Source organism: Proteobacteria bacterium CG1_02_64_396 (assembly GCA_001872725.1).
Taxonomy (GTDB): domain Bacteria; phylum Pseudomonadota; class MNWR01; order CG1-02-64-396; family CG1-02-64-396; genus CG1-02-64-396.
Genome location: MNWR01000007.1, coordinates 19,137 through 40,692 on the forward strand (window position 1 = coordinate 19,137; position 21,556 = coordinate 40,692).

The 21,556-nt window shown below is 62.1% G+C and carries 17 protein-coding genes; 12 read left to right on the plus strand and 5 right to left on the minus strand.

Annotation, left to right across the window (positions count from 1 at the left end; all coding sequences use genetic code 11):
* Positions 1-13: 13 nt before the first annotated feature.
* Positions 14-1,495 (plus strand): hypothetical protein, encoded by a 1,482-nt coding sequence (locus AUJ55_00410; protein OIO61316.1) that lies wholly within the window; start codon positions 14-16, stop codon positions 1,493-1,495.
* Positions 1,496-1,560: 65 nt separating this feature from the next.
* Here AUJ55_00410 and AUJ55_00415 read toward each other — a convergent pair whose 3' ends face one another.
* Genes AUJ55_00415 through AUJ55_00425 form a run of 3 tightly spaced genes read right to left on the minus strand, consistent with a single transcriptional unit; the run spans position 1,561 to position 3,719 of the window.
* Positions 1,561-3,087 carry a hypothetical protein gene (locus AUJ55_00415; protein ID OIO61317.1) on the minus strand — a complete coding sequence of 509 codons (1,527 nt, stop codon included), beginning with the start codon at positions 3,085-3,087 and terminating at the stop codon, positions 1,561-1,563.
* Positions 3,088-3,117: 30 nt separating this feature from the next.
* Entirely contained in the window at positions 3,118-3,366 is a 249-nt protein-coding gene (locus tag AUJ55_00420) for a hypothetical protein (protein ID OIO61318.1), read from the minus strand.
* A gap of 14 nt (positions 3,367-3,380) precedes the next feature.
* Complete coding sequence (locus AUJ55_00425) at positions 3,381-3,719, minus strand: histidine triad nucleotide-binding protein (GenBank protein ID OIO61319.1); 339 nt, start codon at positions 3,717-3,719, stop codon at positions 3,381-3,383.
* A 73-nt stretch (positions 3,720-3,792) separates the two neighbouring features.
* Here AUJ55_00425 and AUJ55_00430 point away from each other — a divergent pair, with 73 nt between their 5' ends.
* From AUJ55_00430 to AUJ55_00455, 6 genes are all read left to right on the plus strand, one after another.
* Positions 3,793-5,154: a hypothetical protein gene (locus AUJ55_00430; GenBank protein OIO61320.1), complete on the plus strand. Its 1,362-nt coding sequence runs from the start codon at positions 3,793-3,795 to the stop codon at positions 5,152-5,154.
* A 61-nt stretch (positions 5,155-5,215) separates the two neighbouring features.
* Positions 5,216-6,361, plus strand: a complete 1,146-nt coding sequence (locus AUJ55_00435) for a hypothetical protein (GenBank protein OIO61321.1) — start codon at positions 5,216-5,218, stop codon at positions 6,359-6,361.
* 65 nt (positions 6,362-6,426) lie between these two features.
* Entirely contained in the window at positions 6,427-8,844 is a 2,418-nt protein-coding gene (locus tag AUJ55_00440) for a DNA gyrase subunit B (protein OIO61322.1), read from the plus strand.
* A 40-nt stretch (positions 8,845-8,884) separates the two neighbouring features.
* Positions 8,885-10,423 (plus strand): murein biosynthesis integral membrane protein MurJ, encoded by a 1,539-nt coding sequence (locus AUJ55_00445; protein OIO61323.1) that lies wholly within the window; start codon positions 8,885-8,887, stop codon positions 10,421-10,423.
* Between the two features lie 15 nt (positions 10,424-10,438).
* Positions 10,439-15,115: a hypothetical protein gene (locus AUJ55_00450; GenBank protein ID OIO61324.1), complete on the plus strand. Its 4,677-nt coding sequence runs from the start codon at positions 10,439-10,441 to the stop codon at positions 15,113-15,115.
* A 337-nt stretch (positions 15,116-15,452) separates the two neighbouring features.
* Complete coding sequence (locus tag AUJ55_00455) at positions 15,453-16,406, plus strand: hypothetical protein (protein ID OIO61325.1); 954 nt, start codon at positions 15,453-15,455, stop codon at positions 16,404-16,406.
* A gap of 60 nt (positions 16,407-16,466) precedes the next feature.
* On the opposite strand, the gene AUJ55_00460 is transcribed toward AUJ55_00455, so the two are convergent.
* Both AUJ55_00460 and AUJ55_00465 read right to left on the minus strand, forming a co-directional pair.
* Positions 16,467-16,760: a hypothetical protein gene (locus tag AUJ55_00460; GenBank protein ID OIO61326.1), complete on the minus strand. Its 294-nt coding sequence runs from the start codon at positions 16,758-16,760 to the stop codon at positions 16,467-16,469.
* A gap of 318 nt (positions 16,761-17,078) precedes the next feature.
* Entirely contained in the window at positions 17,079-17,432 is a 354-nt protein-coding gene (locus AUJ55_00465) for a hypothetical protein (protein ID OIO61327.1), read from the minus strand.
* Between the two features lie 274 nt (positions 17,433-17,706).
* Between AUJ55_00465 and AUJ55_00470 the strand changes: the two genes are divergently transcribed.
* From AUJ55_00470 to AUJ55_00490, 5 genes are all read left to right on the plus strand, one after another.
* Positions 17,707-18,918: a hypothetical protein gene (locus AUJ55_00470; protein ID OIO61355.1), complete on the plus strand. Its 1,212-nt coding sequence runs from the start codon at positions 17,707-17,709 to the stop codon at positions 18,916-18,918.
* Complete coding sequence (locus AUJ55_00475; GenBank protein ID OIO61328.1) at positions 18,915-19,355, plus strand: deoxyuridine 5'-triphosphate nucleotidohydrolase; 441 nt, start codon at positions 18,915-18,917, stop codon at positions 19,353-19,355. Before AUJ55_00470 ends, AUJ55_00475 begins: the two co-directional genes overlap by 4 nt.
* Before the next feature lie 51 nt (positions 19,356-19,406).
* The gene (locus AUJ55_00480; protein ID OIO61329.1) at positions 19,407-19,820 is read left to right on the plus strand and encodes a hypothetical protein; all 414 of its coding nucleotides are present in this window, start codon (positions 19,407-19,409) and stop codon (positions 19,818-19,820) included.
* Between the two features lie 143 nt (positions 19,821-19,963).
* A complete protein-coding gene (locus tag AUJ55_00485) occupies positions 19,964-21,193 on the plus strand; it encodes a threonine synthase (GenBank protein ID OIO61330.1) in 1,230 nt (409 codons plus the stop codon).
* Between the two features lie 69 nt (positions 21,194-21,262).
* Entirely contained in the window at positions 21,263-21,541 is a 279-nt protein-coding gene (locus AUJ55_00490) for a molybdopterin synthase sulfur carrier subunit (GenBank protein ID OIO61331.1), read from the plus strand.
* The last annotated feature ends 15 nt before the right edge of the window (positions 21,542-21,556 follow it).

The following is a 21,556-nucleotide window of genomic DNA, read 5'->3' on the forward strand; positions in this document are numbered from 1 at the left end:
GGAATAAGCTCCGATGCCAAACGATTTTCCGATTCCGAGTCTTGCCCCCCTCGCCCCCGAGCTCTTTTTGCTGGCCGCGGCGTGCATCCTGCTGCTTGCCGATCTTTGGATCCCCAAGGATCGCAAGGGGATCACCGGTTACATTGCACTGGGGATCGTGGTCGTCGCTGCCGCCTTGACCCTGCTGCAATTTGGCGACCCGGCGGTGACCACCTTTGCCGCTCGCACCGGTGCACAAGGGATGGTGGTGATCGACACCTTCTCCAATGTGTTCAAGATCATCCTCTACGGAGCGACGATCCTGACGATTTTGATCGGCATGGACTTCCTTGAGGCCGAAAAACAGCATCATGGCGAGTACTATGTGCTCTTGCTGTTCGCCCTGCTCGGCCTGATGTTCATGGTTTCGGCCAACGACCTGTTGGTGGTTTACCTTGGCCTGGAGCTCTCGGCATTGTCGATTTATGTGCTGGTCGGCTACTTCCGCGAAGAAAAGCGTTCCACCGAGGCCGCCCTGAAGTACTTCGTGCTCGGCTCGCTGGCATCCGGCTTTGTGCTTTACGGCATGAGCCTGATCTACGGCGCCACTGGGGCGACGATGCTGCCAAGCATTGCGGCGGCCATCGGCGGATTTGAAGGGCATCACCTCATCCTGAGCTTTGGGCTGGTTTTCTTCCTGGCCGGGTTCCTGTTCAAGATTTCGGCTGCCCCCTTCCACATGTGGACTCCCGATGCCTTCGAGGGGGCTCCCACTCCGATTACCGCGTTCATGGCGGTCGCCCCCAAGGCGGCAGCATTGGCGGTGATGATGCGGGTGCTGGTCGATGCGCTGCCCAGCATGTCGGATCAATGGAGCTCGATCTTGATGGTGGTGGCGGTGCTGACCATGTTTGTCGGCAACGTTGCGGCCATTGCCCAGACCTCGGTCAAGCGGATGCTGGCCTATTCCTCCATCGCCCACATCGGTTTTGCGCTGTTGGGTTTGGTGGCGGCCAACGAGCTGGGCTATATGTCGGTTGTGCTCTACATGGTGGTCTACCTGCTGATGAACTTCGGCGCTTTCGGCGGGCTGATTATGCTGCGCCGAGGCCAGATCAGCGGCGAAAAGCTGGACGATTTCAGCGGATTGGCTGCCGAGCGTCCAGGTGTTGGTCTGATGCTGCTAATTCTCTTCTTCTCGTTGGCGGGGGTACCCCCCACCGTGGGCTTCATCGGCAAGCTCTACCCGATTCTTGCGGTGGTCCAGGCCGGTCACATCTACGTGGCGGTGCTGGCGGTGCTCGCCTCGGTGATCGGCGCTTTCTTCTACCTGCGGGTGGTGTGGTACATCTACTTCAACAAGCCCGAGGTGAAGTTCGAGAACGTCAACCTCTCCCCCGCCATGGCCGGTGTGATCGGTCTGTCGGCGGTGACGGTCCTGTGGTTTGGCATCGCGCCCTCCACCTTGGTCACCTTGTCGACTGCAGCGGTCAATGGCGGTTTGATTTTGCCTTGAGGCGGATGCAAGCGAGCCAAAAGGGGCCTTCGGGCCCCTTTTTTTATGACCTCAAGCGGCGGTTGTTAGGGATTGGTGATGGAGGCAAGGGAGGCCTTGGGGCGGAATTGCAGCGCCTCGGCGATGTGGGTGGCGGTGATGCGTTCCTCTCCACTCAGGTCGGCCAGGGTCCAGGCAACTCGGATGAGCCGGTGCAGCGCTCTGCCCGAAAGGTGAAAGCGATGGGCCGCTTGAGTGAGTAATCCCTTGGCTTCGGGGGCCAGCGGTTCGGGAAGCAACAGCTCGACCGGAACGGCGGCGTTGTTAAGCCCCGCGCCCCAACGCATTTGTTGACGTGCCCTGGCTTGGGTGATGAGGGGCAAGGGATCGGGTTCGTCGAGGTTGGCGCTTACCCCATCAAGCAGCTGTTCAGGCGGGATGCGGTTGACGGTGCAGAACAGATCGATGCGGTCGAGGAAGGGGCCCGAGAGTCGCTGAGCGTAGCGGTCAACCTCGAAAGGGGCGCAGCGACAAGCGATCTGTTCGTCCCCCAGGTGGCCACAGGGGCAGGGATTCATAGCGGCGACCAACTGAAACCGGCTGGGGAAGGTGACCCGCTGCGCCGACCGGGAGATCGTCACCTCCCCCCCCTCCAGCGGCTGTCGCAGCGCCTCCAAGGTGGAGCGGCGAAACTCCGGTAGCTCGTCCAAAAAAAGAATACCCCGATGTGATAGCGAGACCTCACCGGGTTGAGGGGGGTTGCCACCTCCGACCAGGGCGATGTCGGAGGCGGTATGGTGGGGGGCACGAAACGGGGGTTGGGTGGCGGTGGCGGGATCCAGCGCTATGCCCGCCGCCGAGCGGATTGCCAGCGATTCGATCAGCGGCTCGCCGCTCAAAGGGGGAAGCAGGTCGATCAAGGCGCGGGCCAGCAGGGTTTTGCCGGTGCCGGGGGGGCCGGAGAGCAGCAGGTTATGGCCCCCGGCGGCGGCCAAGGTGAGTGCCCGCTTGGCCATCAACTGCCCCCGGATATGTCCCAGGGGGTTCACCTCACCGAGCTCCCCTTCCGGAGAGAGGGCCTCTTGTCCAACCTCTTCGGGGGGCTCTCCCCGCACGATGAAGCCGACCGCATCACCCAAACTGCCCACCGGCTCGAAGGGGAGCCCCGCCACCAGGGAAGCCTCGAAGCGATTGGCCTGGGGCATGATGAGAATGCTACCGCGCCGCTGCGCCATCAAAGCGGCGGGTAGAATGCCCGGCACCCCCCGCACCGAACCGTCCAGGGCCAGTTCGCCCGCGATGATCGCCCCCTGCAATCTCTTGGCGGGTAGGTGGCGAATGGCGGCGAGGAGTCCCAGCGCAATGGGCAGGTCGAGCTGGCTTCCCTCTTTAACCAGATCGGCGGGGGCTAGATTGATCGTGATGCGCAGCGGCGGCAGGTCGACCCCGGTAGTGGTCAGGGCGCTGCGCAGTCGCTCGCGCGATTCGCGCACCGCCCGTTCGGCCAGCCCCACAATGGTGATGCCGACGACCCCACGGCTGGCGTGGACCTCGACGGTGACCGGAACCGCCTGGGCTCCCTGCACAACGTAAGATTCGAGTTTGGCATACATGGCAAAGTCCCTTTCGCCCTGGTCGGGGGGTTACGCCTGAGAACCACCCTCTTCCAGCGCTTTGAGCCGTTTTTCTAGCTCGGCGATGCGCCGAGTTGCCTGAGCCAACAGCGCCTGCTGCACCTCAAGCTCCTCGCGGGTGACGACATCGAATTCCGACAGCTTCAGGGTGACAATCTGGCGAATGCGCCGCTCGATCTCGTCGCGGGTATCACCCAGGCGATCGAAGCCTGCGGCGATTCCCTTGACCAGCTCGTCCAGCATGGGATTGGGAATCATGAAAGCCTCTTGAATCAGAAGGTCAGCGGTTTGCCGCCAAGAATATGCAGGTGGAGGTGGAACACGACCTGCCCCCCCCACTGATTAACGTTAACCACGGTGCGGTACCCCTTTTCGGCGATTCCCTGTTCACGCGCCATGCGGGCGGCGCAGGCCAGCATCGCCCCGAGCAGGACGGGATCACTGGCCGCCTCGTTGAGGGTCGGATGATGCGCCTTGGGCAGCACGAGCAGGTGGACCGGCGCCTTGGGGGCAATATCTTTGATGACGACCAGACGATCATCCTCAAAGACCTTCTCACTGGGGATGGTCCCGGCGATGATACGACAGAAGATACAATCTTGATGGTCCATGGAATTCCTCTTGTGGACGCGACCTACGATTCGAGGCGGTGACTGGTGCAAGTTGAGCTGATCGAGCGAGCCGATGGCTGATACCCCGGAACAGATTTGGGATCAAGCCCGCAAGCTTCTACTCGACCGGATCGACCCCGATCAATTCGAGCGTTGGATCGCCCCAATCCAGCCCGCCATGACGGGCGACGCCCTGGAGCTTGCGGTCCCCAACCCCTTCTATCTGCGTTGGATCAAGGAGCGTTACCTGCGCCAGATCGAGCGCTGTCTAGAGGAGAGCGGCTGGGCCGGGGTGGTCGGGCTGGTGGTGGGGAGCAAACCAACCCCTGCGGCGCCCCCCCCAAAAAGGCAGGATAAGCCACCCAAGGCTAGCGAAAGAATGGAGCCGCGGGCCGCCCCCGTCCAGGAGTGGGACAGTGGCCTGAATCCTCATTTAACCTTCGATCGCTACGTCACCGGCCCCAGCAATTTGCTGGCAACCTCGGCGGCCCGAGCGGTCGCGCAACAGCCCGGTACCCTTTACAATCCCCTCTTTATTTGCGGCCCGGTCGGGATGGGGAAAACCCACCTGATTTCGGCTCTGGGCAACCAGATCAAGGCCAACTTCCCGACCTTCCGGGTGCTCTACGTCGGGGCCGAGACCTTTTTCAACGAATTGGTCCAGGCGATCCGCAACAACACCACCTTCGAGTTCAAGCAGAAGTACCGGCAGATGGATGTGCTGCTGCTCGACGATGTGCATCTGTTTCCGGGGCGCGAAGGGATGCAGCAGGAGTTTTTTCATACCTTCAATGCCCTGTACGAAGGTAAGAAGCAGATCATCATCTCCTCGGATCGTTATCCACAGGAGCTTGATCGTTTAGAAGACCGCATACGCTCCCGGTTTGCTTGGGGGCTGGTGGCCGATGTCAAACCGGCGGAGTACGAAACCCGGCTGGCGATCTTGACCCGCAAGGTTGATGAAGACCAAGTCGTTATCCCGCTTGAGGTGTTGAAGTTCATCGCGCTGAACATCAAAAGCAGCGTGCGCGAACTTGAAGGGGCCTACACCCGGGTACACGCCCATATGAAGATTCTCTCGATCACCCCGACGATCGAGGACGCCAAAACCTGGCTTGAAGACATCTTGCCCCGCGACAGCGATCCGGTTTCGGTGCGGCAGATTCAAAAGGTGGTGGCCGATTATTACCAGGTACGGATGAACGATCTGGTTTCGGCCTCCCGTAAAAAACGGATTACTCAACCCCGGCAGGTGGCGATGTTCCTGGCCAAGGAGCTGACCCGGGAGTCCTACCCCGACATCGGGCAGGAATTCGGCGGACGCAACCACGCTACGGTGATTCATTCGATCCGGGTGGTGCAGGGACGCATCAAAGAGGACTCCGCCTTCGGGGCGGAGATCGAACAACTCAGGCAGATGATTATCGGCCGTTAAGAGCCGACCGACCTGCCACACACACAACTCCATTGGGGGGAACATGGCGTCGATACTGACAATGACGGCAGGTAGGGAGCAGCTTCTTCCCTACCTCAATCTACTCAACAAAACTGCCGACATCCGCCATCCCAACCGGCTGCTCGGTTCGGTCTACATTGAGGTCATGGAGGGGGCTAGCCTGCGTATGACCGCCAGCAACGGCAGTCACAGCCTGCGGGTGGCCACGGTGGTCGAGATGGAAGGTGCCGGTAGCCCTGCCCCCTTCTGCGTCGATGCCGACCTGCTCTACCGCCTGTTTTCGGGCATCCCCTCTGGCGCCACCGTGCAGCTTCACCTTGAGGGGGACGAAGCCGGACGGGTGAGCGGTGTCCAGCTGGGATGGAGCGGCAACAAGGCCAAATATCGCATCGCCGCGATTTCTGGGGACCAATTCCCCGCCCTGGCTTATCCCGAAGAGGTCTTCGTCCGCGCCATCGAGCCGGCCGCTTTTGCCCAGATGCTGCGCACCGTCGGTTTTGCCATGATGAAGGATCCCAACCGGGAGGCCTTCCACGGTTCTTTGGTGCAGTTTGCCCAAGGCGGGGACCGGGTGGTGGCGACCAACATGCACCTGCTGGCGATGTCGCAGCGGGGTTTGGGGTTGAGTGACGAGGCGCAAATCCAATCGATTGTCCCCTACAACGCGGTGGGAGAGATCGTCGCGGTGGGGGAGATGGCCAAAGAGGGGAGCGGTCGCGTTACCATGGACCAAGACCATCTGCTCTTTCGGGTCGAGCGGCAGGGCGACACCGTCGATTTCGTTACCTCGGTGGTCAACAAACCCTTCCCCGAGTTTCAGCACCTCTTCCCGGCGGGGGAGGCTAACCGGCTGCTGCTGTCACGCGACGACCTCTACGATGCGGTTAAACGTTTGAAAATCCTCTACTCGGTCGACCACCCTGCCATTACCTTCGAGGCCCAAGGTGACCAATTGAGCATCCACGCTGTCTCGGCCCAGAACGACGAGGGGCAAGAGGTTCTCTCGTTGCTGGAATCGGCCCCCGAGGTGCGGATCTCGTTCAACGGCGACTATATTGCCCAGATCGTCGAGCGCATCGACGAGGCGACCGTGGAGCTGCGGTTTGCCTCGGTCACCGGCCCGACCTTGATTCGGGGGGCCGACAACGAAGACCGGCAGTTCATTTTGCAACCGCTCGAAATCTAATCCCGGTTTTTCACCGCCATGAGGCACTGTCCCCCAGGAGGATTTTGGACCATGCGAGGTAACGAATGACCCAGGAATATTCCGCCAATCAGATTCAGGTGCTTAAAGGGCTGGAGGCGGTTCGCAAACGCCCCGGCATGTACATCGGCGATACCGACGACGGTAGCGGCCTGCACCACATGGTCTTCGAGGTGGTCGACAATTCCATCGACGAGGCGCTGGCCGGTCATTGCACCGACGTCGAGGTCATCATCCACGGCGACAACTCGGTGACGATCAGCGACAACGGTCGCGGTATGCCGGTCGACATCCACAAGGAGGAGGGGCGTTCGGCGGCCGAGGTCATCATGACGGTGCTGCATGCCGGCGGAAAATTCGACCAGAACTCCTACAAGGTTTCGGGGGGTCTGCACGGGGTCGGGGTTTCGGTGGTCAACGCCCTGAGTGAGGCGCTCACCCTGCGGGTCGAACGGGGGGGGCACTCGTACTTGCAGGAGTACGCCGGAGGCGATCCCCTCTACCCGATGAAAGAGGTCGGCAACTCGAAGAAAACCGGCACTTCGATCACCTTCAAGCCCGACGGTAAGATTTTCACCAAAACCGAGTTTTCGTACGAGGTGCTCGCTTCGCGCCTGCGCGAGCTGGCCTTCCTCAACCGGGGGGTGTCGATCTACCTGAAGGACGAGCGCACCGATAAAGAGATCAAGTTCCAGTTCGACGGCGGTATCGCCTCGTTCGTCGATTACCTGGGGCGCAACAAAGAGCGGATTCACCCAGACATCATCAGCTTTTTGGTCGAACAGGGGCCGATCAGCGTCGAGGTATCGTTGCTCTGGACCACCACCTACAACGAGCAGGTGCTCTGCTACACCAACAACATTCCGCAGAAGGACGGCGGTACCCATTTGACCGGCTTCAAGGCGGCGATCACCCGCACCATCACCAACTACGCCACCAACCAAGGGCTGCTCAAGAACGCCAAGGTGCAGGTCAGCGGCGACGACTGCCGCGAGGGGCTGATTGCGGTGATCTCGGTGAAGGTGCCCGATCCTAAGTTCAGCTCTCAAACCAAAGAAAAACTGGTCTCTTCCGAGGTCCGTCCTGTGGTCGAAGGGGTCACGAGCGAGTCGTTGGCGACCTACCTAGAAGAACACCCCCAGGCTGCCAAAGCGGTGGTCGGCAAAGTGGTCGAGGCGGCCACGGTACGCGAGGCGGCCCGCAAGGCGCGTGAGTTAACCCGGCGCAAGACGGCGCTCGATGTCTCCAACCTGCCAGGCAAGCTCGCCGACTGCCAGGAACGCGATCCGGCCCAGTCCGAACTCTACCTCGTCGAGGGTGATTCGGCCGGCGGCTCAGCCAAGCAGGGGCGCAACCGCAAGTTCCAGGCGATCCTTCCCCTCAAGGGCAAGATCCTCAACGTCGAGAAGGCCCGCTTCGACAAGATGCTGTCGTCGCAAGAGGTCGGCACCTTAATTACGGCGCTGGGAACCGGCATCGGCCGGGACGATTTCGATCCGGATAAATGTCGCTACCACCGCATCATCATCATGACCGACGCCGACGTTGACGGCTCCCACATCCGCACCCTGCTGCTGACCTTCTTCTATCGGCAGATGGCCCCCCTGATTGAGCGCGGCTACCTCTACATCGCCCAGCCGCCCCTCTACAAGGTGAAGAAGGGCAAGGTGGAGCGTTATATCAAGGATGACGCCGCCCTCGACCAGTTTTTGCTCGAACTGGGGGTCTCGGGGCTGGAGTTGGTGGCCGCCGACGGCAAGATCCATGCGGATCAAGAGCTGCGCCAGCTCGCCACCCGATCGCGTCACATCGAGGCGACATTGCGCTCCCTTTCGCGCACCCACGACGCGGCGATTCTCAGCCAAGTGGTGCGCCAGGGCGACTGGGTGAGTTTGCTGAAGTCGGGCGACGTCGAGGCGGTGGAAGCGCGGCTTGAGGGGCTGCGCCCCACCATCGAGGGGCAAACCCTCAACACCAAGTTCACTTGGAGCACCCCAAGCCTCGACATCGAGGGGCACGTCAAGGTGAACCTCTACCGCGAGACCGCCGGATCCCGCTCCCATTGCCCCCTCGACGTGCACATTTTGTCGATCAGCGATCTGATTCGGGCCTCTGAGTCGTACGCCACCCTGACCCAGACCCTGGGCAGCGGCGCCATCCTGCGCAAGATCGAGGGTGGCAACGAGGTAGCGACGATCCTCGACCCCATCGAGCTGGGCGACATCGTCGCTAAAGAGGGCAACCGTGGCTTGGGGATCCAGCGGTACAAAGGGCTGGGGGAGATGAACCCCGAGCAGCTCTGGGAGACCACTATGAATCCCGACGCCCGCACCCTGTTGCAGGTCAGGGTCGAGGATGTGGTCGAGACCGACGGGGTCTTCACCACCCTGATGGGCGACGCGGTCGAGCCGCGCCGTCAGTTCATCGAGGGCAACGCCTTGCAGGTGCGCAACCTCGACGTTTGATCGCCCGCGGCGCCGGGATTACTCGGCGCCGCGGCCTTGAATGGGGCAATCGGTACATATGGCCAAGGGGATCGGTCTTCGGGCCGTCATCGTCAGTCTGGGCACCCTGGCCAGTCGGATCCTCGGGTTTGTCCGCGATCTGGTCATCGCCCGCATCTTCGGGGCCGACGCCCTCACCGACGCCTTCTTCGTCGCCTTCCGCATCCCCAATCTGCTGCGCCGCCTCTTTGCCGAGGGGGCCTTCGCTGGCGCCTGGGTGCCGGTGTTATCGACCACAAAAACCCAGGAGGGGCTTGATTCCGCCTTCGCCCTGATCCGCAGCACCCTGACCTATCTGGCGCTGATCACCACCGCCATCACCCTGCTTTCTTGGGTCGCCATGCCCTGGGTGATTGCCGTTTTTGCCCCCGGATTCGATGACCCCCACCAGTTCGACGAGGCGGTCGCCATGGGGCGGATCGTTTTCCCCTACCTGATCTTCATCGTGTTGGTCGCCGCCAGCGGCGGCATCCTCAACACCTTCGACCGCTTTGCCGTCCCCGCCTGGACCCCGATTTGGCTCAACGTGGCGATGATCGCCATGAGTTTTTGGGGTTTGGAGTGGTTTCCCGAACCGATCCACGCCCTGGCCTGGGGGGTGGTGATCGGCGGGTTTTTTCAGTTGGTCTTTCAGATTCGCCCCCTGCTGAAACTCGGTTTGTCGCTGCGGCCCACCCTGGTGGTGCATAACGCCATGGGGCGGCTGCTCAAGCTGATGGCCCCCATGGCTTTCGGTGCCGGGGTCTACCAGATCAACCTGCTGGTCTCGACCATGCTGGCCTCGCTGGTGGGGGCGGGGGCGATTTCGTGGCTCTACTACGCCGACCGGCTGCTGCAATTCCCGTTGGGGATCATCGCCATTGCCATCGGCACGGCGGTGCTGCCCTTGATGAGCCGGGCGGCGGCAACGGGGAGCGAAGAGCTGCTGCGCGATCACTACCGCTCCGGGATGCACCTGGTGCAGGTCTGGACCCTTCCCGCTGCGGTGGGTCTGGGGTTGTTGGCCGACCCGATTGTCCGGCTCTTGTTTGGTAGCGGTGCCTTCAATGCCCAGGCGGTGACCATGACCGCCTGGGCGCTGATCGCCTACGTCCCCGGTTTGGTGGCGTTATCGCTGGTCAAGGTGATGACCCCGGTCTTCTACAGCCACGAGCAGACCAAGCGCCCCACCGTGATCGGCATCGGAGTGATGATCGCCAACATGGCGATTTCGGTGCCGCTCATGTTGCTCTGGGGCCACATTGGGCTGGCGCTGGCGACCTCGATCTCGGGCTGGATTCAGGTGGTCTGGCTGTGGTGGGAGATCAACCGCGACTTCCCCCATTTGAAAACCTCCCCCCTGATTTTGATCGGCCACCTGCGTCCCTGGATCGGAACGGCGCTAATGGGGGCACTGGTACTGGTGGGGATGGGACGGGTGCATCTGGCGATTTTGATCCCGGTTGCCGGACTGCTTTACCTGGGTACTCTGCTGCTGTTGCGCGATCCCGCCCTCGATCTGCTCAAATCCAAGTTGCTCAAGGGAGCCCCGAGCCGCTAACGATCAGGAGTGTGCATGTCCGACCACCCCGCCGCCGATCTTGAAGCGCTGCTCACCGCCGCCCTGCCGGTGGGCCATCCGGTGTTGGGTGCGATCAGTGCACAAGGACTGCTCAACTTCATCGCCCCCCCCTTCCCCGAAGACGACCCCTACCCGGTCCGCATCCACCTGGTTCCCCACGGCGAGGGGGCCAGCTACCTGCTGCAAGTTCACACCCCCGACCGCCCCTTTTTGATGGATGTCATCACCGGATTCCTGGCCCGTCAGCACCTCGGCATCAGCGGTATGGTCCACCGGGTGGTCAAGGTGGTGCGGGGGGAGGAGGGGGTGGCAGTCGAGCCGGGTCCCCAGGTCGAGGGGGGGCGGGGGGAGTTCGTTCTGGCTGCGGTGCTGCATCAAGAACAGCAAGAGGTGTTGGAGATCGAGGTAACGATCTGCGACCTAAGCGCCACCCTCAAGGCGGTGGCGGCTGCGGTTGACGACCACGGCGCCATGGAGCATCTGCTGCTGCATCTGAGCCGCAGCTGGGGTCGCAAGGAGGTGCGTTGGTCCCGTTTTGCCCGCTGGTTGGTCGACGGCAACTACGTCTTTATGGGGGCACGTCGCTACCGTTGGAACGGACGGCAATGGGTGCCGGGCAAGGGTAAGGAGGATGCCCTGGGGGGATTTACCCCGGCCCTGCCCGAGGGGACGTTGGAGCGGGTGTACCCAGGGGTGCTGGCGCTGCTCACCGAGTATCTGGCCAAGTGGTGGCCCGTGCGCACAGCCCCGATGCTCCTCGATTTTACCAGGGCAGCCTCTGCGGCCAACTACATCGACGGCTGGATCGATCCGATTTTGCTGGCCGATCCCGACGGCCAATCCTGTTGGCTGCTGCTCGGGCGACTGGCCCGCGCTGCCACCGTCACCCGTCCCTCTGGGATTCCCCTGCTGGCCGAGCGGATGAACCGGGTGCTGCAAAACGTCGGCGAAAGGGGTGAGACCTACCGGGGCCGCACTTTGCGGGCGCTCTTCAACCATATGCCGCTGCGCGAGCTGCTCTATTCCAGCGCCGAGGACATACAGCCTCTTCTGGAGGCGGCCATCGCTCTGACCGGCGATGTCGATTTGCGCCTGCATCTGCGCCGAGGGGGTTGCTGCGACTACGTGGCGTTAACCCTGTTCATCCCCAGGGGGCGCTACTCGGCGGCGTTGGAGCGGCGGCTGCAAAGCCGGGTGGAGCACGCCTTTGGGCTGAAGGTCGTCCGCACCCAATCGGCCCTGGCCGACACATTCGCCGCATTAACTTGCTTCATGCCCGGTCCCATCGACACGGCGCTGCGCGAGGTCGATTTGGAGCGGCTGCGTCTGAGCATGATCGAGGCGGTGAAAACCTGGGGGGACCGTTTCAAAGAGGCGATCTTTGAGCGCTTCCCTCGGCGCCAGGCGCTGCCGCTGTTGATGCGCTACCTCAACGCTTTTCCCGAGTCGTTTCAGGCCCGTGTCCCCCCCGGTCAGGCAGTCGAAGGGCTGGCGGGAATCGAGGATTTTCTCATCGACGGCTTCCCCCAGGTGTTGCTGGGGCAGGGGGCCGGTACCGTCTGGGCCCTGAGCGCCATCCTCCCCGAGCGCCGTCCCCTGGGAGAGGTGATCGCCGCCATCGGTCGGGTCGGATTGACGGTTCAAGAGGAGATCTTCACCAGGCTCGAAATCGAAGGGCGCACCGTCTGTGTGTGGCGTTTCGAGTTGGTCGACGATCCCGCCCTTGCCTCCCTGGAGGCCAACGGTGCCACGGTCGCCTCGGTGCTGACCGAGGTGTTGGCAGGACGGATGATGGACGATCCCCTCAACGCCTTGGCGCTGAATGGTGGATTGACCCCCCGCTGTCTGGTGCGGCTGCGCGGGTTGCTGCGGTTGGTTGCCCAGCTCAACCCCGCCATTGGGCCCCTCTTTTCCACCGCGATCCTCACCGGCGATCCCGCCCTGGCCCGAGCAGTCCTTGATGGTCTGGCGGCGAGATTCGATCCAGCCCACCTCGACGAGCAGGGTTGGGAGGAGGCCAAATCCCGATTTAACGAGGCGCTTGGTCGCATTCGCCTGCTGCGCGAGGACCGGGCGATGCGGGCGCTGTGGCAGGTGTTGGAGTTGGTGGTGCGCACCGACGCCTTTCATCCCGAGGCGGGGGAGGGGGTCGCCTTCAAATGCTTGGGGGGCGATCTGCCAACCCCTTTCAGCCCCCATCCCTGGAAGCTGGTCTTCGTCCACGACCAGCGTATGGACGCCGTCCATCTGCGCGGCGGTCCGGTGGCTCGGGGGGGGCTACGCTGGAGCGACCGGGGTGATTTCTACGTCGAGGTGCTGGGGCTGATGGCGACCCAGATGGTCAAGAACGCCATCATTGTGCCGGTCGGGGCCAAGGGGGGGTTTTACCTGCACGGGGGGCAAAAGGGTGCCAAACAGGTGCGCGAGGCCTACCGTCGCTTCGTTGCTGCCCTGCTGCGCTTGAGCGACAACCGAATTGGGGAGGAGATTGTTCCCCCCGAGGGGATCGTCCGGCGGGATGATGACGATCCCTACCTGGTGGTGGCGGCCGACAAGGGGACCGCGACCTTCTCGGATCTGGCCAACGAGGTGGCGCTGGAACGGGGGTTTTGGCTGGGCGACGCCTTCGCCTCGGGGGGCTCCCACGGCTACGACCACAAAGAGATCGGGATTACCGCTCGGGGCGCTTGGGAATCGGTGCGCCACCTCTTCCGCCTGATCGGGCTCGACCCGCAGGCCGACACCCTGACCGTGGTCGGGATTGGCTCCCCCGCCGGGGATGTCTTCGGTAATGGCATGTTGCTGTCGCGCAGCCTCAAGCTGATCGGCGCCTTCACCGGCAAAACCATCTTCATCGACCCCGATCCCGACCCCGAGCGCTCCTGGCTTGAGCGCAGGCGGCTCTTCGAAACCTGCCAAAGCTGGGAGGCTTACGACACCCACCAAATCAGCCCCGGCGGCGGCATTTTCGACCGCAGCGCCAAGGCGATCGACCTGCCCGAACCCTTCGCCAGATTCCTTGGCATCGAAACCCAGATTTCGGGGGAGGCGCTAATACAGGCGCTGCTCCAGGCGCCGGTCGACCTGCTCTACAACGGCGGGATCGGCACCTACATCAAAGCGGCTGCCGAACCCCACGAAGCGGTGATGGACAAGGTGAACGATCCGGTTCGGGTGAACGCCGAGCAGGTGCGGGCCAGCGTGCTGGTCGAGGGGGGCAATCTAGGGCTGACCATGCGGGCGCGGATCGTCCTGGACCGGCAAGGGGTTTTGCTCAACACCGACGCGCTCGACAACTCGGGCGGGGTCAACATGAGCGATCACGAGGTCAATCTAAAGATCTTGGCCATGGATCTGCTCCAGCGCGGGATCTGGCGCAACGTCGAGGAGCGCAACATCCGGCTGAAAAGCTGGGAGGGGGAGGTGGCGGCCCAGGTTCTGGACGACAACGCCCAAATGGTTCGGGCCATCACCTTGGACGGGCGGCGCAGCCGCGCCAAGAGGCGGTTCTGGCGCGGCTCTCTGGCCCGCTGGTTCGAACAGGGGGTGCTGGAGGAGGGGGAGGAGGGGATCTCCGAGGGGGCGGTGGGCGCCTGGCTCGAAGAGGAGCGGGGGATTCCCCGGCCCCTGTTGGCGGTACTGCTGGGCAAGTTGATCCACCACACCGCCGAAATCCTGGGGCGCAATCGGGAGTGGATCGACCGGGCCAGCCAGCAACCGCTGCTGCTCGATTACTTCCCCAAAGAGGTCGTGCGGCTTTACCCCGAGGCGGTCGAACGCCACCCCCTGGGTTGGGAGATCACCGCCACCGTGGTGGCCAAACGGATCCATTTTAATGGCGGGGCACGGGCGCTGGAGCGGATCCAGCGCGGGACCGATCTATCGCTGCCCGACGCGGTGCGGGCTTGGTTGGTGGCCGAGGCGCTGCTGCCGATTCACGACTACCGAGCCGCTCTGAATGCCCTGGAGGGTCAGGTATCCCCCGACCTGTGGTTGGAGGCGCGGATGCGGGGCGAGGACGGGGTGGTCCATGTGGCGGCTGCGTTGGCCCGAATCGGCGATCCGCTGCGCATTCAGTTCGATTTGGCCCACCACTACCGCCAAGTTGTGAGCGACTACTTCGACACCCTGTTCGAGCGGTTGGTCGCTTTGGGACGCAGCGATCTGCGTGCGGAATGTGACGATCTGGTTGCGGCGGGGATCCCCGAGGCGGTCGCCTGCCACGCAGTATGTTGGCCCGACATGGAGCGGGTGGGGCGCATCATCCTGATCAAAGAGGATGTCCACCTCCCCTTCGGCGACGTTGCCGGGCTCTGGCTCCACCTCCATGCCCGTTTTGCCATGGACGACCTCCAACGGTGGGTCGACGCCCTGCAAGCCCGCGATTCGTGGGGGGAACAGGCCCGTGAGCGCTTGCTCCTGCGCCTGGAGCGACTTCCGGCCCGCTTGCTCGTCAAGGTGCTGGGATTCAAACGCTCCCACGAGAGTATCGAACACGCTTTGGACGCCTTCTTGGAGGAGCATCGCCCTTTGATCAAACAGTTCGACATCAACCTGACCGCTTTCCGCAGCGATGAGGGGAAGGTGGGCATTTTGGGATTGGAGTTGTTGGTGGAGGATTTGGAGGGGTTGGTGGAGCGGAGCCAGGACGTACATGAACTGGGGCGCTAGGAGTCTGTCGGGCTTGAGCGTCCGTAGCGAGCCGAGTGGGGAATCGAGGCCAAATTTTCACGGTTTTGAGGATCATAGTGGTGGCTATGTGACGAAAAACCGGGGGAATTTGGACCGATTACCCGCCGGCGCAGTAGGACGATCTCAAGTCCGACAGACTCCTAGATGCCAAACGTCGGAATAGCCCTGTGATGGGGATCAACTTTTAAATTGACTCGCTTATCGAGAGGTTGAATGGTGCGCCCCTCAAAGTAGGAATGGACGGGTTGTTTTCTCAAGCAACGAACAGGGGTGGAATATGGAACGGACGACGGGAGTGAACAGCTGGGCGAGCGCAATGCTGGTGGTGGGATTATTGACGGTGGCGGGATGCAACAGCGGAGGGGGTTCGAGCAGTTCGACGAGTTCAACCATTACCTACTCGGGTTCAACTCAACCTGCGCAGATCGATACCACCAATGCCGGGACGGTGGCAGGGACCAGTGCAGGGGGAGCGGGGGCAGCCTCGGCGGTCGCGGCTGGGGCGGTTGCGACCCCCTCGTCGTCGGGTTCCGCATCCCACATCGGCCATCTTGTCGCCTCGTTGGCAAAGGAGAGGTACCAAACGTTTCCCCGTGGAACGGGTCCGGCAGGGGTGACCTACAACCAGACGATCCCCGGCGCTGTGAGCGGTTCGATGACCGTCTCGGGGAGTGTGAACGCCACCACCCAGGTGGGTACGGTCACCATCGCATTCAATCAATACAACGATGGAGTTGGGAGCATGGACGGCAGCATGACCGTGCAGGTTGTCGGCTACGACATTGCAAGCGACACCATGACCGATGCGACCATTCAGTTCGATCATTTGACCGTAAAGGATTCGGTGGACTGGTTTTCGATGAATGGTTCGATTGTCGATCGCGTCAATTTGACCAGCCAAACCGAGACCATGACCTCCAATCTCGACATGGTCGATCACTACCTCGGCGAATCGGTACGCTTTCAGAACTTCGTCATTGTTGACGTGTACGATTCTTTCCTCTTTCCGACCACCTACACCGAGACGGAGAACGGTCGGGTTTACATCTCCTCTTTTGGCTACGTCGACCTCACGACCGCTGCGCCCTTGGTCTACACCGAGGCGACTCAGGCCAATCCCGATTCGGGGGGGCCGATCACCATGACAGGCGCCAACAACAGTGCGGTTCGGCTTACCCCGGTGGACGCCACCAACGTTTTCGAAGAGGTTGATGCCAATGGCGACGGGGTCTTTGAGTTCAGCCAGACGGTAGCGTGGTCGAATTTGTGACGCTGTTGTAGCCAACGATGTGCCGTGCGGACCGCCTCCGATATTCGGAGGCGGTTTCGTTTATGGGGTCTTGAAGTGGTAATGCTCCCGATCCAGGTGGGCAGCGATGTCGGCCAGATCGGTTTCGGTCAGGTGTTTGCCCCCCGCGTCGGCGGGGCAGAAGCGTTTGGCGAAGGTGATAACCTCGCTCCGATTCTGGGCCGTCAGGCCGTTGTTGAAGGCCTCGCCTTGCATGACGTGGCAAACCTGGGCACATGAGGCCTCGAAAAGGGGAGCGCCCCGGTCGGGGTCGGGATCGGCGAAGGCTAGGCCAGGTAGGGTCAGAGCGGTCAGGGTCAGGGCGGCGAAACGCATGATGGAACCTCCGGTGGGGGTTGCACTCGATGGGGCGGCAACCATGATAAGCGCCCCCGGCTGGAAACAACGTTCTCTTTTTCTTTTTGGCGAATAGGAGTCTTCGATGGCGACTCAAGTCGGTCAAATCTATGTGTGCCCCTATTGCGGCAACGTGGTCGAGGTCAAGAAGGCGGGCGGCGGCACCCTGGTGTGCTGTGGCGCCCCCATGGCCATGCAGGCGGCTTGATCGTCTTTGCTCCTTGGCCTATTCAAAAAAAGCCCGGGAGTGATCCCGGGCTTTTTTTGTTGCTGCGTGGGTCGGGTGGAGGCGGTTGATTAGCCGCGTTGCTCCATGCCGGCACCGGCTTTGGTCGCCTGAGCGGCCACCATGGTGGCGTTACCGGCAACCACCTTGTGCCAGGTCCCCTTGGGGGCCAGGACGACCGAACCGGCCTTCACCGCCACCGATTCCTCGGCGCCGCCCTCTTCTTGCAAGTAGAAGGTCCCCTCGCCCTGCATGAAGTAGAAAACCTGATCGCCGTTGGGGTGACGGTGCCAATCCAAAACGCTGTTGGCCTCGAAGTAGTACACGTCAGAGGCCAAATCGTCGGTCATGAGCAGGTTGATCTTGGGCACCGAACCGGGGGTGACGTTGATCGAATCGAGCAAGTTATGGACTTTGAGCGCCATGGTGAGCCTCCTGAAAAAAGTGAATGCGGGTCAAAAACTTTGGGATGAGTGAAAAGCGGGCGCAAGGATGTATTATCCGACTTGATCGGTCAACTATTCAGGCGTGCACCCCGATCCAATGGGTGGTGAACGGCGATAACCCTGAGCAGCCAAAGGATAAAATCCTATTTACAGATGGTTTGAGTTAAACCGCCCCTTTGTCTATCCTTCGCCCCTTTTTCTGCAGCCCATGTGCATGGAGTCCGCGCCGCTTATGTCCGACGCCCCTTTTAACCTGAGCTGGCCCCCCCGCCGCGTGGTGGTGGTGCTCTGTGGTGGGGTGGCGATCATCAAAGCATTGGAGGTCATCCGGCGGTTGCGCGACGAGGGGGTCGCGGTCACGCCGATCATGACCGCCTCGGCCCAGCGTTTTGTCAGCCCCTTGCTGGTGCAGGCATTGGCCGACGCGTCGGTCGAGCGTGAGCTGTTCGATGCCGCATCGGAACAGCGCATGGGGCACATCCGGCTGACCCGCGACGCCGCTGCGATTTTGGTTATGCCGACCACCGCCGACATGATGGCGCGACTGGCGCAGGGCCGAGCCGACGATTTGGCCACGGCGGCGATTTTGGCGGCGCAGTGTCCGGTGGTGCTGGCTCCGGCGATGAACCCGGCGATGTGGTCGGCCCCACCGACCCGACGCAATGTGACCACCTTGCAACAAGACGGACGGATCATCATCCCCCCCGCCAGGGGCATGATGGCCTGCGGCGAAGAGGGGGAGGGGCGGTTCCCCGAAGCGCAAGAGGTGATCGAGGAGCTGCGCGCAGCCCTAACCCCCAAGGTGCTCCGAGGGCGCAAGGTGGTGGTGACCGCCGGTCCGACGCGGGAGTGGCTCGATCCGGTCCGCTTCATCAGCAACCCCTCCAGCGGCGCCATGGGGGTGGCGGTGGCGCAGGCGGCTCGGGCCGCAGGGGCCCACGTGGTGTTGATCCACGGGCCACTTACGGTGGCGCTGCCAGCCGGGATCGAAACGGTGGCAGTTGAATCAGCCCGGGACATGGCCGTGGCGGTTGAGGGTCAAGCACCCGACAGCGACATCGGCATCTTCGTCGCGGCGGTCTCCGATTTTCGGGTTGCCGACCCGAAAGGGGCCAAGATGGCCCGAAGCGATCATCCCGAGGTACTGGCGTTGGTCGAAAACCCCGACATTCTGGCCATGGCCGGAAAGAAAAACTGGTTCAAACTGCGCATCGGTTTTGCCGCCCAGACCGAGGATGTGGCCGAAAAGGCGACCGAAAAATGTCGTCGCAAACAGGCCCACTTGGTGGCGGGCAATCAAGTCGGTGCCGGGCTGGGATTTGGGGTCGGGGCCAATCGGCTCGAAGTGGTCGACCGCGAGGGCACCGTTTCCGCCTGGGGCCCCGAAGACAAACGGGGGCTTGCCGAGCGTTTGATCGCCTTGGCCGCCCAGCGATTGGAACGGATTGAGGAGGCAGGGGCATGAGGGTTCGGGTCGAGGTGATCAAGCTGCGAGACGACGCGACGATCCCCGCCCCCGCCACCGAGCATGCGGCGGGTGTCGATCTGACCGCCGCCATGGACGATCTCATCGTTCTTGCCCCCATGGAGCGGGTGGCTGTTCCGACCGGACTTGCCATCGCCCTTCCGCCGGGGTTCGAGGGTCAGGTTCGTCCCAGGTCGGGACTGGCGCTGAAACATGGGATTACGGTGCTCAACGCGCCGGGGACCATCGATGCCGATTACCGCGGCGAGGTGAAGGTCATCCTCGTCAATCTGGGGCAAACGGTTGAAACGATCCGTCCCGGCGAGCGGATTGCCCAGTTGGTGGTGGCGCCGGTCTCCACACCGAATTGGATCGAGGTTGAGGCACTGTCCGAAACCGTCCGGGGATCGGGCGGATTTGGTCATACCGGGCGCTGAGCGGCGCCAAATAGGGGGAAGTCGTACGGTATGCAAGCATCGCGAAAACTCATGGCAACCTACACGGTCTTGCTGGAACTCGCCTATCGCGGCGGTACCGATCCGCGGCGGTTGCGCGATTTGCTCGAGGCCAACAATCTTTCGCCCCGCTACTTAGAGCCGGTGGTCCAGGCGCTGGTCAAAGAGGGGATTCTTGTCAGTCATCGCGGTCCCAAGGGGGGCTACGCCCTGGCTAAGAGCCGTCAAGAGGTCAACCTGGGTCAGGTTGCCCGTTTGGTGGCTGGGGTCGACCGGGAGGTCGACGAACAAGAGAGCGATCTGTTTGGGGTGGTGAAGGGGATCGTGCAAGAGGCCGAGGTCAAGGCGATGGTTTATCTGGACGGTTTAACGCTGCAGGACCTGTGCAATCTGGCCTACCGCAGCGGCATCCACAACCCGTGGGCTATGGGTGATACGCCGATTTAGCTAAAAAATATTGTTGAATAAAAAAACAACAACATATTTTTTACGCAAAACTTTTTGACAAACCCATTTTCAATCCGTTTAATTCCATCTCGGACAACGCTTGCGCTGTCGGATGGCCAACGAACCATGCTGTGGAGTAGCGAATGAGTTCTTTCGTGCGGGGGCTGCGTTGCCGTGAGTGTGGCGCCGAATACCCGGTTAATCCGGTCCATGTCTGCGAGTTCTGTTTTGGTCCCTTGGAGGTCGTTTACGACTATGAGGGGATGAAAGGGAAGATCAGCCGGGAGTCGATTGAATCCCGGCCTCAGACGATGTGGCGCTATCGCGAACTGTTGCCGGTCGATCAGGACCCGACCGTGGGTCGTCAGGTCGGCTGGACCCCTCTGGTCCACGCCAAGCGGCTGGGCAAGAAGCTGGGTCTGAACCACCTCTACATCAAATTCGACGGGATCTGCTATCCGACCCTGTCGTTCAAGGATCGGGTGGTTTCGGTGGCGCTCTCCAAAGCGGTTGAGTTCGGTTTCGACACCGTCGCCTGCGCCTCAACCGGCAACCTGGCCAACTCGGTGGCGGCCAACGCCGCCGCCTCGGGGCTGAAGTCCTACGTCTTCATCCCCCACGATCTGGAGCAGGGCAAGGTCCTTGGCTCGGCGATCTACGGCACCAACATGGTTGGAATCAAGGGGAGCTATGACGAGGTGAACCGGTTGTGCTCCGAGATCGCTGGCAACTACGGCTGGGGTTTCGTGAACATCAACCTGCGCCCCTTCTACGCCGAAGGGAGCAAGTCGCTGGCTTTTGAGTCGTTCGAGCAGTTGGGGTGGCGGATTCCCGACCACTTCATCGCCCCGATGGCCTCCGGCAGCCTGCTGACCAAGATCTGGAAGGCGCGCGAAGAGATGATTAAGTTGGGGCTGACTGCCGACACCCCGATGAAGATGCACGGGGCTCAGGCCGACGGTTGCGGCCCCATCGTCCGCGCCGTCGAGGCGGGAACCGAGCTCATCAAACCGGAGCGGCCAAGCACCATCGCCAAGTCGCTGGCGATTGGCAATCCGGCCGACGGCTTCTACGCCCAGCGCATCATCCGCGAGTCGGGGGGCGATGGTGCCTTGGTCAACGACGATGAAATCGTCGAGGCGATGCGCCTGGTCGCCGAAACCGAGGGGCTATTCACCGAGACTGCCGGTGGGGTGACCATCGGCACCTTGGTGAAGCTGGCCGAGCGGGGTCGCTTCAAACCCGACGAGGTGGTGGTTGTGGCGATCACCGGCAACGGCCTCAAGACCCAAGAGGCGATTGCCGACAAGTTGCAAAAGCCAACCCTGATCGAGCCCAAGTTGGCCGCGTTCGACGCGATCATGCAGGGTTAAATCAACCGACTATTCCAGCCCCAAGGGCTGCTCCCATTGACGAACCAAGCATCGAGAAGGAGTACAACCATGGCCGTTTCCGTTCGCATTCCCACCCCCTTGCGCAAGCTGACACAAGACGCCGACACCGTGAGCGGCGAGGGGGCAACCATCGCCGAGGTTCTGGGCGACCTGAACAATCAGTTCCCCGGCCTGAAAGAGCGTTTGTACGATGAGAGCGGGGCGCTGCGTCGCTTCGTCAACGTCTACCTCAACGACGAAGACATCCGTTTCCTCAATGGCGATGCCACCGAGGTCAAGGCGGGTGATGAGCTTTCCATCGTTCCGGCCATCGCGGGCGGGTGTTGATCACTCCCGGTAGTA

Bases quoted from the DNA above. Each gene is read 5' to 3' on its own strand.
- AUJ55_00410 (OIO61316.1), top strand. From the start codon at position 14: ATGCCAAACGATTTTCCGATTCCGAGTCTTGCCCCCCTCGCCCCCGAG.
- AUJ55_00415 (OIO61317.1), bottom strand. From the start codon at position 3,087: ATGTATGCCAAACTCGAATCTTACGTTGTGCAGGGAGCCCAGGCGGTT.
- AUJ55_00420 (OIO61318.1), bottom strand. From the start codon at position 3,366: ATGATTCCCAATCCCATGCTGGACGAGCTGGTCAAGGGAATCGCCGCA.
- AUJ55_00425 (OIO61319.1), bottom strand. From the start codon at position 3,719: ATGGACCATCAAGATTGTATCTTCTGTCGTATCATCGCCGGGACCATC.
- AUJ55_00430 (OIO61320.1), top strand. From the start codon at position 3,793: ATGGCTGATACCCCGGAACAGATTTGGGATCAAGCCCGCAAGCTTCTA.
- AUJ55_00435 (OIO61321.1), top strand. From the start codon at position 5,216: ATGACGGCAGGTAGGGAGCAGCTTCTTCCCTACCTCAATCTACTCAAC.
- AUJ55_00440 (OIO61322.1), top strand. From the start codon at position 6,427: ATGACCCAGGAATATTCCGCCAATCAGATTCAGGTGCTTAAAGGGCTG.
- AUJ55_00445 (OIO61323.1), top strand. From the start codon at position 8,885: ATGGGGCAATCGGTACATATGGCCAAGGGGATCGGTCTTCGGGCCGTC.
- AUJ55_00450 (OIO61324.1), top strand. From the start codon at position 10,439: ATGTCCGACCACCCCGCCGCCGATCTTGAAGCGCTGCTCACCGCCGCC.
- AUJ55_00455 (OIO61325.1), top strand. From the start codon at position 15,453: ATGCTGGTGGTGGGATTATTGACGGTGGCGGGATGCAACAGCGGAGGG.
- AUJ55_00460 (OIO61326.1), bottom strand. From the start codon at position 16,760: ATGCGTTTCGCCGCCCTGACCCTGACCGCTCTGACCCTACCTGGCCTA.
- AUJ55_00465 (OIO61327.1), bottom strand. From the start codon at position 17,432: ATGGCGCTCAAAGTCCATAACTTGCTCGATTCGATCAACGTCACCCCC.
- AUJ55_00475 (OIO61328.1), top strand. From the start codon at position 18,915: ATGAGGGTTCGGGTCGAGGTGATCAAGCTGCGAGACGACGCGACGATC.
- AUJ55_00480 (OIO61329.1), top strand. From the start codon at position 19,407: ATGGCAACCTACACGGTCTTGCTGGAACTCGCCTATCGCGGCGGTACC.
- AUJ55_00485 (OIO61330.1), top strand. From the start codon at position 19,964: ATGAGTTCTTTCGTGCGGGGGCTGCGTTGCCGTGAGTGTGGCGCCGAA.
- AUJ55_00490 (OIO61331.1), top strand. From the start codon at position 21,263: ATGGCCGTTTCCGTTCGCATTCCCACCCCCTTGCGCAAGCTGACACAA.